This is a genomic window from Phytohabitans rumicis (assembly GCF_011764445.1).
Taxonomy (GTDB): Bacteria; Actinomycetota; Actinomycetes; order Mycobacteriales; family Micromonosporaceae; genus Phytohabitans; species Phytohabitans rumicis.
Genome location: NZ_BLPG01000001.1, coordinates 9,232,468 through 9,242,592 on the forward strand (window position 1 = coordinate 9,232,468; position 10,125 = coordinate 9,242,592).

The following is a 10,125-nucleotide window of genomic DNA, read 5'->3' on the forward strand; positions in this document are numbered from 1 at the left end:
GGGCCGAGTATGGGCCGCCGCCAGCGAGCTAGAGGGGGAACCTCAGGACTCTTCCGTTCTCGGTCCACTGGCGCGTTCGTACCACGTGGCCATCGTCGTCGAATTCCCGTGCTTCGGCGAGCTGGCCGTTGGGGTGCCAGGTGTAGGCGGTGCCGGCCGGTACCCCGTCGCGCATGGTGGTCTGGGATCGCTGGGTGGAGTCCGGGAACCACTCGCGGACGATGCCGTGGACGACGCCGTCGCGGACCGGGATCATCTCGATGACGGCGCCGGTGTCGTCGATCCGAAGCAGGCTGCCGCTGAACGGTTCGCCCCGGTAGTGATAGGACGGTCCCTCGTGGGCCGTGGCGTCGTCGATGTTGATCCGGAGGGGTACGCCTGGGGACGGCTCGGTGATGTAGCGGCCAAGCTTCGCGGTGACCCGCTGGACGAACGCCTCGGCCTCGGCCGCCGTGATCTGCGTGTAGTCCCGATCGCTGCGGCCGATGTCGGACGCGTGTAGGGCGTGGGTGGGTTCCCAGACGAGGTTGCGGGTGAACGCCTCGTCGACCGCGATGCCGTTGACAGAGCGGCGACGGATCACACCAGCGGGATTGTCCCGGGTCCTGCCGCGAAGCACCGGGATGTAGTAGACGAACCGGCTGGTGCGAGGCGGTCGGGCGCGGCGCAATGGGACGTCGTCACAATCTCATAGCTGGAGGCGTCCCGCGGCCTTGAGTACGGCGAGGGCCGCCGCGGTGACCCACGGGTTGGCGCGGCGGACGCTCGTGCCACCCCAGTCCACCGAGTCGTGATGGTGCGCGATGTCTGTCGATACCTGGTAGTAGCGGGCGTGGGCGGGCCAGCCGTCGGCGAGTTGCAGCGATTCGAGCAGATCTAGCGCGTCCGCGCAGCGCGCGTCGCCCAGCAAGCCGAGCTCGGCCATGCCCGTCAGCCCGCCGAGCACGTCGTAGTGCCAGTAGAGCGGGCAGTGGAGCTTCGCGAATTCGGGATGTATCAGGGTTCCGGTGCTGACCCGGTAGGCCAGACGGCGGGCGAGCAGGACCTCGGCCGCGCGCCGAGCGGCGGCGGACGCGGCGCCATCGTCCCGCGCCGCGTACGCCGCCAGCCCGCGCATGGGTAGCAGCGTTTCGCAGAAGGACGACGTACCGGCGGCCGGGTTCTTGTCGCAGTTCCAGCCGCCGTCCGGCCATTGCCAGTGCAGCAGCCGCTCCGCGAGGGCGTCGCTTCGGCTGTCGGCCAACCCGAGCGTGGCCAGGAAGCGTAGTGCGTTTCCCTGTTGCGAGGCGCATCGGCGATAGCGGCCGCGCATGACCGGCACGCCGCGCCGCCGGTACGCCGCGGATTTCGTGGTCGCCTCGAACTCCAGGTAGTACGACTCGTCCAGCCACGTGGCGAAGATCTGCTCGCGGAGCGGGTGCAGGGCCGGGTCGCCGGGTGGATACCCCAGGTCGGCCAGGGCCGCCAGGACCCAGTGCGCCCCCTGCCACTTGGCGTAGACCGGCGGCCGGTCCGCCGACAAACAGGGCGCCAGCAGCCGGCGTACCCGATCGCCGTGGCGGATCTCGTCGCGCAGCCGCAGGATTCCGGCGGAGGCCGGGTCTTCGTCCAGCACCTGGGTGCGGATCTTCCAGCGGATGGACGGCTCGGCGCAGGCCATGAGCGTCTCGACGATCGGCCCGTGCCCGCCACCCGTCATCGGACCATTGTGCGACGGGAATTCTCGGGGAAGGGCCGGGGAAGGCCGCCTTCTTAGCTTTCCACCCGTCGCCAGCGCCGGTTCGCAGCCCGCGGAATCCTCCGCAGCCCGGCCGCCCGGCGACCGAGGAGAGCACCGTGACGACCACGACGAGCCGGCCGCCCCGCAACGGCGTGGACGCGCCGACCCTTTTCGCCACCCTGGACGCGGTGAGGGGCGAGCCGAGCCTGGCCAAGTTTCAGTTCCGGGCCACCAACCGGTGGGTCAGCGGGACGCACAACCGCAGCACGATCCGCGGCTTCTACGGGGCCGGTCAGGAGGACACCAGCCGTACGCAGGACTTCACGTACGACGCCGACCATCCGGCGATCCTCGTCGGGAACGGCAACGGGCCGACGCCGGTCGAGTTCGTGCTGCACGCCCTGGCCGCGTGCCTGACGTCCGGGCTGGCGAACATCGCCGCCGCCCGGGGCGTGACGCTGACGGCCGTGGAGTCGACCGTCGAGGGCGACATCGACCTGCTCGGCATCCTGGGCCTGTCCGGTGAGGTCCGCAACGGCTACCAGGGCATCCGGGTCAGCTTCCGGATCTCCGGGGACGCGCCGGACGAGGTGCTGCGCGGCCTGATCGAGCAGTCCCGCGCCCGGTCGGCGGTCTACGACGTCGTGACCAACGGCGTACCGGTCCAGATCGACGTCACCACGGGCTGACCGAGCGGTGTCCAGCATCCACACCGTCGTCATCGGCGCGGGGCATGCCGGGCTGGCGGTGAGCCGCTGCCTGACCGACCGGGGCGTCGAGCACGTGGTGATCGAGCGCGGCCGGCTGGCCGAGCGCTGGCGCAGCGCCCGGTGGGAGTCGTTTCGCATGCTCACCCCGAACTGGCTCAGCCGGCTGCCCGGCTGGGTGTACCGGGGCGGCGCGCCGGACGGTTTCATGACCGCGGGGGAGTTCGTCCGCCATATGGAGGGCTACGCCGCCTCGTTCGCCGCGCCGGTGCTGGATCAGACCACCGTGACGGAAGTTCGTGCTGTGGCCGGCGGGTACCTGGTGCGTACCGATCGGGGGTGCTGGACGGCGGCGAACGTGGTGATCGCGACCGGCTATCACGCGCGGGCGCGGGTGCCCGGGTGCGCCGCCGCACTGCCGGTCGGCCTGGCGCAGCTGACCTCGGCCGCCTACCGGGAGCCGGCCGGGCTGCCCGCGGGTGGCGTGCTGGTGGTGGGCGCGTCCGCGTCGGGCGTGCAGATCGCCGACGAGCTGCGCCGGGCCGGCCGCGAGGTCACGCTCGCGGTCGGCCGGCACACCCGGCTGCCGCGCCGCTACCGCGGCCGGGACATCTTCTGGTGGTTGGACCGGGTCGGGTCGCTCGACCGTACCGCCGACGAGCTGCCCGAACGCGCCCACGCCGAGCCGTCGCCGCAGCTGAGCGGCGCCGGCCGGGCGGTCGACCTGGCCGCCCTGGCGCGGCGCGGGGTCACCCTCGCCGGAAGGCTCGCCGCCGTCGAGCGCGGACGCGTCCGGTTCGCCGACGACCTGCCCGCGACCACCGCGGCCGCCGACGCCCGGTTGCGGCGCGTCCTGACGACCATCGACGGGTACGCGGGCGCGGGTGCCGGAGCCGCGGCGATGATCCGCCCGGCGACCGTCACACCCGGGCCGCGCGGGCTCGACCTCGAGCGCGCCGGGATCGGGACGGTCATCTGGGCGACCGGCTTCCGGCCGTCGTACCCGTGGCTGAACGTGCCGGTGCTCGACGGCGCCGGACTGTTGCGGCACCGGCGCGGCGTGACCGCGGCCCCGGGCCTGTACGCGATCGGCCTGCGGTTCCAGCACCGGCGCAGCGCGACGTACGTCGACGGCGCCCGGCACGACGCCGCCTTCCTGGCCGATCACCTCGCCGCCCACCACCTCGCCTGCCGGCGGGCCTGAACAACGGAGAACCACCATGCCCACGAGCGACCGGTACGACGTCGTGGTCGTCGGCGCGCGCTGCGCCGGCGCCAGCACCGCCCTGCTGCTGGCCCGCCGGGGCCTGCGCGTGCTGGTGCTGGAGCGGGCCAGGCGGGGCGCCGACACCCTCTCCACGCACGCGTTGATGCGCGGCGGCGCCGCGCAGCTGCGCCGGTGGGGCGTGCTGGAGCGGATCGCCGCCGCCGGCACGCCCCCGGTGCGGCAGGTGCGGTTCCACTACCCGGGCGAGAGCGCCACCGTCTCGATCCGGCCGGCCGCCGGCGTCGACGCCCTGTACGCGCCGCGCCGCACGCTGCTGGACACGGCGCTGGCCGACGCGGCGGTCGCGGCCGGCGCGGAGATCAGGTACGGGGTCACCGTGACAGACCTGGTGTACGACAGCGAGGGCCGGGTCAGCGGTGTGCGAGGGCGGGACCGCTCGGGGGCGGCGGTGCACGCGGAGGCATGGCTGACGGTCGGCGCCGACGGCGTCCGCTCCCTGGTCGCCCGGCGGGCCGGCGCGCGCACCGAGCGCATCGGCGCCCACCGCGGCGCCGTCGTCTACGGCTACTGGTCGGGGCTGGACGCGACCGGCTACGAGTGGTTCTACCGGCCGGGCGGCGCCGCCGGCTTCATCCCCACCAACGACGGCGAGGTGTGCGTCTTCGCCGGTACGTCGTCCGAGCGCTTCGCCCGCGAGGTCGCCGGTGACGTGCGGGCCGGGTACCACCGGCTGCTCGCGGAGGTCGCCGGCGGGGCGCGGGGCCGGCTCGGCGCGGCGCAGCCGCCACGCCGGCTGCGGGCGTTTCCCGGGCGGCCCGGCTTCCTGCGGCGGGCGTGGGGTCCGGGCTGGGCCCTGGTGGGCGACGCCGGCTACTTCCTGGATCCGCTGAGCACGCACGGCATGACCGACGCGCTGCGCGACGCCCAGTTGCTGGCCGAGGCGGTCGGTGCGGTGCTGTGCGGTACGCCGGAGGCGGCGGCGCTGTCCCAGTTCCAGGCCCGGCGGGACCGGCTGTCCGGCCCGACGTTCGCGGTGGTCGACCAGCTCGCCGGGTACCAGTGGGACACGCCGGCGGTCCGGCGGCTGCTGTTCGCGTTGAGCTCGGCGATGACCGACGAGGTGGAAGCGCTCTCCCCGATACGTTCGGATACCTGATAGCTGGCCAGCGGGCCGTGGTGGATTCTGGCCTGATGGGGGTCGAGATTTCGCTGCTCGGACGGTTCGAGGTGGCCCTCGACGGCCGCCCGGTGCCGGACGCGGCCTGGACCCGGCGCCAGGCGGCCGCGCTGATCAAGATCCTGGCGCTGGCGCCGCGCCGCCAACTGCACCGCGAGCAGGTCATCGACGCGCTGTGGCCGGACGTGCACGTCGACGACGCGGGCCCGCGGCTGCACAAGGCGGCCCATTTCGCCCGCCGTGTCCTCGGCCCCGACAGCGTCGTGCTGCGCAGCTCGTCCGTGCTGCTGTGTCCGGATGTGCCGGTCGGCGTGGACGCGCTGCGCTTCCAGGAGCTCGCGGCGAGCGCCCTGGACGCCGGGGACGCCACGGCCGCCGCGAAGGCCGCCGACGCGTACGCCGGACCGCTGCTGCCGGCGGACCGCTACGAGTCGTGGGCGTCCGAGCCCCGCGACCGGCTGCAGCTGCTCTACCTGCGGGTACTGCGTCAGGCCGGGCGCTGGGCGGACCTGGTGGAGATCGACTCCACCGACGTCGAGGCGCACCTCGCGCTGATGCGCGAGCACGCGGCGCGGGGCGACCGGCGGGCGGCGCTGCGCCAGTTCGAGCGCATGGACCGGGCGTTGCAGCGGGAGCTGGGCGTGGGTCCCAGCGACGAGGCGGTGGCGCTGCGCGACTCGCTGCTGGACGCCGAGCCGGACCTGACCGCACCGGCCGCGGCCGGTGCGCTCGTCGGCCACGCCGCGGCGGCGGCCGCGCTGGAGGCCGCCATGGAGCTGGCCGCGGCGGGTCGGGGCCGGGCGGTGTTCCTGTCCGGCGCCGCCGGCATGGGCAAGTCGGCGGTCGCGGAGTGGCTGCGCGGCAAGGCGGCCGGGCGCGGCTGGCGCACCGGGTACGGGGTGGCCTCCGCCATCGAGGGCGCCTGGCCGTACGCGCCGGTCCTGGAGGCGCTGGCCGACCTGTGCCGGCGCCATCCGACGCTGCTGGACGGGCTGGACGACCAGTGCCGCGACGACATCGACCGGGCCCTGTCCGGGCGGGCGCTGGACTGGCACGGCGAGGCGTCCCACCAGCGGCTGTTCGTCGCCGTCGCGGAGCTGGTCCGGCTCGCCGCCGCCGGGCCGGGCGTGCTGCTGACCGTGGACGACGCGCACGAGGCCGACGAGGCCAGCCTCCGGCTGCTGCACTACCTGGCCCGCAGCTGCTCGACCGAGCGCCTGCTGATCGTGCTGGCCCATCGCCGCCAGCCGGTGACCGAGGCGTTCGAGGAGGTCAGGTCTAGCCTGCTGGGCCGGGCCGCCGGCGCCGGGGTGGCGCTGTCCCCGCTGGACCGGGCGGAGACCGCGGCGCTGGCGCTGGCCTGCCGGCCGGACCTGCCCGCCGCCGACGTCGAGCACATCTGGCAGGTCTCGGCGGGCGTGCCGTTCGCGGTGGTCGAACTGGCCCGCACGGCCGGCCAGCCGGGCGTCGACGTCCGCCGGCCCGGCAACGCCGTGCTCGCGATGCTGACTCCCGCGGTACGGGCCACCCTCGAACACGTCGCCACCACGGGCTCCACATTCGACACCGACGAGTTCCTGGCGCTGTGCGGGCTGCCCGAGCCGGAGGCGTTCGACTGCCTCGACGCGGCGCTGGCCGCCCTCGTCGTCGAGCGGACCCAGGCGGGCTACCGGTTCCGGCATCCGCTGATCCGGGACGCGCTGCTCGGCGACGTACCACCGCACCGCCGGCGGCTGCTGCACCGGGACTGCGCGCAGCGCCTCATCGCGCTGAACGCCTCGCCGGCCCGGATCGGTCACCACCTGCTGGCCGCCGGCGAGCCCGTGCTGGCCGTGCCGTACGCGTTGCGGGCGGCCGAGACGGAGGCGGCCGTCGGCGCGTACCGCGCGGCTTTGTCCTTTGTGGACTCGGTGCGTCCGGCGGCGGACGGCCCGGACCTGGCACGGATCCTCGCGCTGCGCGCCGACCTGCTCGGCGCGATCGGCGATCCCGCGTTCATGAACGCCTACCGGCAGGCCATCGCGGCGGCGGACGACGACGGCGAACGGCGCACGTTGCGCGCGCGGATGGCCAGGTTGGCGGTGCACTCCGGCGACCTGGAGACCGGGGCCGCGATGCTCGACGGGCTGGAGACCGACGGCGGCCGCGACGACGCCACGATCATGCTGGCCCGGGGGCAGCTGGCCTACTGGCGGGGCGACCTGGACGGGGCGCTGCGGGCGGTCAGCCAGGCGTCCGGCGCCATCACCACCTGGCAGCAGCTGGATCTGATCACACTGAAGGGCCTGGTCACCCACAACCGGGGCGAGTGGAGCCAGCTGCTGCGCATCGAGCTGCTGCGCACGCGGGAGGATCCGGCGCTCGCGACCGCGGTCTTCGACTCGCACCTGTGCGTGGCGGAGTACCTGCTGTACGGGCCCACCCCGTACGCGGAGGTGCTGGAGCTCGCCGGCACCCTGCGCGCCACCGCCGAACGGGCCGGCGCGCTGCGCGCGGTCGCGTTCGCCAGCGCCCTGATCGGGGAGGCGGCGTTGCTGCACGGCGACCTCGACCTGGCGCAGCGGGAGCTCGCCGACGCGGCCGACCTGCACCGGGAGATCGGTGCCACCGCGGGCGAGGCGCACTCGCTGCAACGCCTCGCCGAGGTGCACCTCGCCCTGGGCGACCGGGCCACGGCCGGCCGGCTGCTGCGGCGCGCCCTGCCGCTGGCGCGGTGGTCGCTGCTCGCGATGCACCTCCTGCAGCGGGTGTACGGCACGATGGTCGCCGCCGCCGAGGACGCGCCCTCCGCCCTGGCGATCGTCGACGCCGCCGAGGCGACGCTCGGGGAGAGCGACTTCTGCAACTTCTGCGCCGTGATGTTCGAGGTGCCCGCCGCCATCGCCAGCGCCCACGCCGGTGAGCTGGGCCAGGCGCGCCGGCACCTGGAGCGTGCCGGCCGGTCGGCGGCGGCCTGGGAGGGCACCGCCTGGCAGGCCGCCCTGCTGGAGGCGCGGGCACACATCACGCGGGCCGAAGGCGACACCGCCGGCGCGGCGGCGCTGCTGACCCGGGCCGCGGAGTTCTTCGACGAATCGGTGCAGCCGCTGGACGCGGCGCGCTGCCGGCGGCTGCTGGCGTCCTTCCCGGCCGCCACCGGATAGCCAATCTCGTGGGGAAGGTCGGGGGAAGGCGGGATGCGGAAGGTGGGCGTCATGCACAAACCGTTGGCGATCGGGGAGCTGGGCACCGTGCTGGGCGTCTGGGCCCATCCGGACGACGAGGCGTACCTGTCCGCCGGCCTGATGGCGGCCGCCCGCGACCGCGGCCACCGCGTCGCCGTGGCGACGGCCACCTACGGGGAACGCGGCACGCCCGACCCGCGACGCTGGCCGCCCGGTCGCCTCGCGGCCGTACGCCGGCACGAGCTGGTGGCCAGCCTCGCCGCGGTCGACGTGGCCGAGCACTACTGGCTCGGGTTCCTCGACGGCGCCTGCGCCCAGATCCCGGAGGCCGCCGGCGTGGCCGCCGTCAGCCGGCTGATCGACGAGGTACGGCCGCGGACGATCGTGACGTTCGGACCCGACGGCATGACCGGACACCCGGACCACCGGGCGGTGTCGGCCTGGACCACGGCCGCCTGGCGCGCCACCGGCACCCGGGCCCGCCTGCTGTACGCCACGTGCACGCCCGCGTTCCACGCCACCTGGGGGCCGGTCAACGAACGCCTCGGCATCTGGATGTCCGGTCACGGGCCGGTCACCGCCGCCGAGGACCTCGCCCTGCTGGTCCGCCTCGACGACGAGGCGCTGGACCGCAAGCAGGTGGCTTTGCGCGCGCACGCTACGCAGACGACCCCGCTCATCGACGAGCTGGGCGAGGACGCGTTTCGCGACTGGTGGGCCACCGAAGCGTTCGCCGCGGCGGCACCGGCGCGCCTGAGCAGCGCGGCGTTCGCGGGAGGTGCGCGATGATCCCGCCGGTCGGCACCACCGCCCGCCGCACCCGCGTGGTGCAGCGGCGCGACATCGAGCTGTTCACCGAGATGACCGGGGACCGCAACCCGCTGCACTACGACGAGGAACTGGCGGCGGGCACCCGGTTCGGCGGCCTCATCGTCCAAGGTGGAGTGACCTCCGGCCTGCTCAACGCCCTACTCGCCGAAGACCTGCCGGGACCCGGTTCGGTGTTCCTGCGCGTGGCGTGGGAGTTCCTGGCCCCGGTACGCCCCGGCGACGAGATCACCGCGGAGATCGAGGTGCTGGAGGTGCACCCCACCAAGCCGGTCGCGCGGATAAGGACCACCGTCACCAACGGCGACGGCGTCAAGGTCCTCGACGGCGACGCGCACGTCTACCGCGTACCACTCGACCGCTAGACCACTCAACCCATGGAGAAGGACATGACGACGTTCCCTGCGGTCACCCACGTGGCCGTCACCGTCAGCGACCTGGACAAGAGCGTGCCCTGGTACCGCCAGCTCTTCGACAGCGAGCCCGTGCTGGACGAGGACACCGGGCCGTTCCGGCACGTGGTCTTCGCGATCGGCGACGGGATGCTCTTCGGACTGCACCACTTCCCCGACGGCGGATGGCCGGGCGGCTTCGACCCGCGCCGGCCCGGCTTGGACCACGTCTCGTTCGCCTGCGTCGACCGCGGCGAGCTGGCGGCTTGGCAGGAACGCCTCGACACGCTGGGCATCAAGCACGGGGGCATTGTCGACGCCCACTACGGCTCCGGACTGTCCTTCAAGGACCCGGACGACCTGCCGATGGAGTTCTTCGCCCCGCCCGGCACGTGAGGGTGTGCGGGGTGATCATGAAGTGAGCGTCAGTGCAAGCGCTCTCCCCAACGCTAACCTTATGATCACCGCAGGCTGGCGCCAGCCATTGGCGGTGGTTGCGCGGTAGCGCGCCGGGCATAGCGGCTACGGGCGTTCCCACTCCAGGCGGACCACGACGGTTGCCTCGCCGGTGGCCTTGGCGAGGATGCTGGTGAGGCCGGTGGTCTCCACACCGAGTTTGAGTCCGAACTCGACGCCGTAGCGGCGCGGCGGGTCCGGCAGTGCCCGGGTGAGGGTCTCGGACATGAACTGGCTGATCCGCGCGATGTCCTCGCGGATGTCGTCCAGGCGCAGCTGGCGCCGCCCCGCGTCGCCGCCGGTGGAGGCCGCGGTCACTTCGGCGAGGATGGTGGAGCCATCCGGGAGCGTGATCGGGACTGTTCTGGTCTGCGGCGCCTGATCCGGCATGGCTTCCCCAACGTCGCGGTGGTCCGATGGCTGCCAGGACTATCGCATGATCCGATGTGGTCG

Annotated in this window: 10 protein-coding genes; 7 read left to right on the forward strand and 3 right to left on the reverse strand. The window is 74.0% G+C overall.

The annotated features are described in order from the left end of the window. Positions 1 to 28: 28 nt before the first annotated feature. Together Prum_RS41890 and Prum_RS41895 are read right to left on the reverse strand one after the other, a co-directional pair. A complete protein-coding gene (locus Prum_RS41890) occupies positions 29 to 583 on the reverse strand; it encodes a toxin-antitoxin system YwqK family antitoxin (RefSeq protein WP_173082743.1) in 555 nt (184 codons plus the stop codon). A gap of 105 nt (positions 584 to 688) precedes the next feature. Further along, the gene (locus Prum_RS41895) at positions 689 to 1,699 is read right to left on the reverse strand and encodes a hypothetical protein (protein WP_173082745.1); all 1,011 of its coding nucleotides are present in this window, start codon (positions 1,697 to 1,699) and stop codon (positions 689 to 691) included. 137 nt (positions 1,700 to 1,836) lie between these two features. On the opposite strand from Prum_RS41895, the gene Prum_RS41900 reads away from it, so the two are divergent. Genes Prum_RS41900 through Prum_RS41930 form a run of 7 tightly spaced genes read left to right on the forward strand, consistent with a single transcriptional unit; the run spans position 1,837 to position 9,612 of the window. Further along, a complete protein-coding gene (locus tag Prum_RS41900) occupies positions 1,837 to 2,409 on the forward strand; it encodes an OsmC family protein (protein ID WP_173082746.1) in 573 nt (190 codons plus the stop codon). Positions 2,410 to 2,416: 7 nt separating this feature from the next. Continuing rightward, positions 2,417 to 3,631 (forward strand): flavin-containing monooxygenase, encoded by a 1,215-nt coding sequence (locus Prum_RS41905; protein ID WP_173082748.1) that lies wholly within the window; start codon positions 2,417 to 2,419, stop codon positions 3,629 to 3,631. A gap of 16 nt (positions 3,632 to 3,647) precedes the next feature. Further along, on the forward strand, positions 3,648 to 4,811 hold the full coding sequence (locus Prum_RS41910; protein ID WP_173082749.1) for an NAD(P)/FAD-dependent oxidoreductase: 1,164 nt from the start codon (positions 3,648 to 3,650) through the stop codon (positions 4,809 to 4,811). A gap of 35 nt (positions 4,812 to 4,846) precedes the next feature. Continuing rightward, positions 4,847 to 7,975, forward strand: a complete 3,129-nt coding sequence (locus Prum_RS41915) for an ATP-binding protein (RefSeq protein WP_173082750.1) — start codon at positions 4,847 to 4,849, stop codon at positions 7,973 to 7,975. Between the two features lie 51 nt (positions 7,976 to 8,026). Then, complete coding sequence (locus tag Prum_RS41920; RefSeq protein ID WP_173082751.1) at positions 8,027 to 8,785, forward strand: PIG-L deacetylase family protein; 759 nt, start codon at positions 8,027 to 8,029, stop codon at positions 8,783 to 8,785. After that, positions 8,782 to 9,189, forward strand: a complete 408-nt coding sequence (locus tag Prum_RS41925) for a MaoC family dehydratase (protein WP_173082752.1) — start codon at positions 8,782 to 8,784, stop codon at positions 9,187 to 9,189. Before Prum_RS41920 ends, Prum_RS41925 begins: the two co-directional genes overlap by 4 nt. A gap of 24 nt (positions 9,190 to 9,213) precedes the next feature. Next, complete coding sequence (locus Prum_RS41930; protein ID WP_173082753.1) at positions 9,214 to 9,612, forward strand: VOC family protein; 399 nt, start codon at positions 9,214 to 9,216, stop codon at positions 9,610 to 9,612. Positions 9,613 to 9,738: 126 nt separating this feature from the next. Here Prum_RS41930 and Prum_RS41935 read toward each other — a convergent pair whose 3' ends face one another. Beyond that, a complete protein-coding gene (locus Prum_RS41935; protein WP_173082754.1) occupies positions 9,739 to 10,062 on the reverse strand; it encodes a CU044_2847 family protein in 324 nt (107 codons plus the stop codon). Positions 10,063 to 10,125: the final 63 nt, after the last annotated feature.

Excerpts from the sequence above, each read along its gene's own strand:
- Prum_RS41895 (WP_173082745.1), bottom strand. The coding sequence starts at position 1,699 with ATGACGGGTGGCGGGCACGGGCCGATCGTCGAGACGCTCATGGCCTGC.
- Prum_RS41910 (WP_173082749.1), top strand. The coding sequence starts at position 3,648 with ATGCCCACGAGCGACCGGTACGACGTCGTGGTCGTCGGCGCGCGCTGC.
- Prum_RS41915 (WP_173082750.1), top strand. The coding sequence starts at position 4,847 with ATGGGGGTCGAGATTTCGCTGCTCGGACGGTTCGAGGTGGCCCTCGAC.
- Prum_RS41920 (WP_173082751.1), top strand. The coding sequence starts at position 8,027 with ATGCACAAACCGTTGGCGATCGGGGAGCTGGGCACCGTGCTGGGCGTC.
- Prum_RS41925 (WP_173082752.1), top strand. The coding sequence starts at position 8,782 with ATGATCCCGCCGGTCGGCACCACCGCCCGCCGCACCCGCGTGGTGCAG.
- Prum_RS41930 (WP_173082753.1), top strand. The coding sequence starts at position 9,214 with ATGACGACGTTCCCTGCGGTCACCCACGTGGCCGTCACCGTCAGCGAC.
- Prum_RS41935 (WP_173082754.1), bottom strand. The coding sequence starts at position 10,062 with ATGCCGGATCAGGCGCCGCAGACCAGAACAGTCCCGATCACGCTCCCG.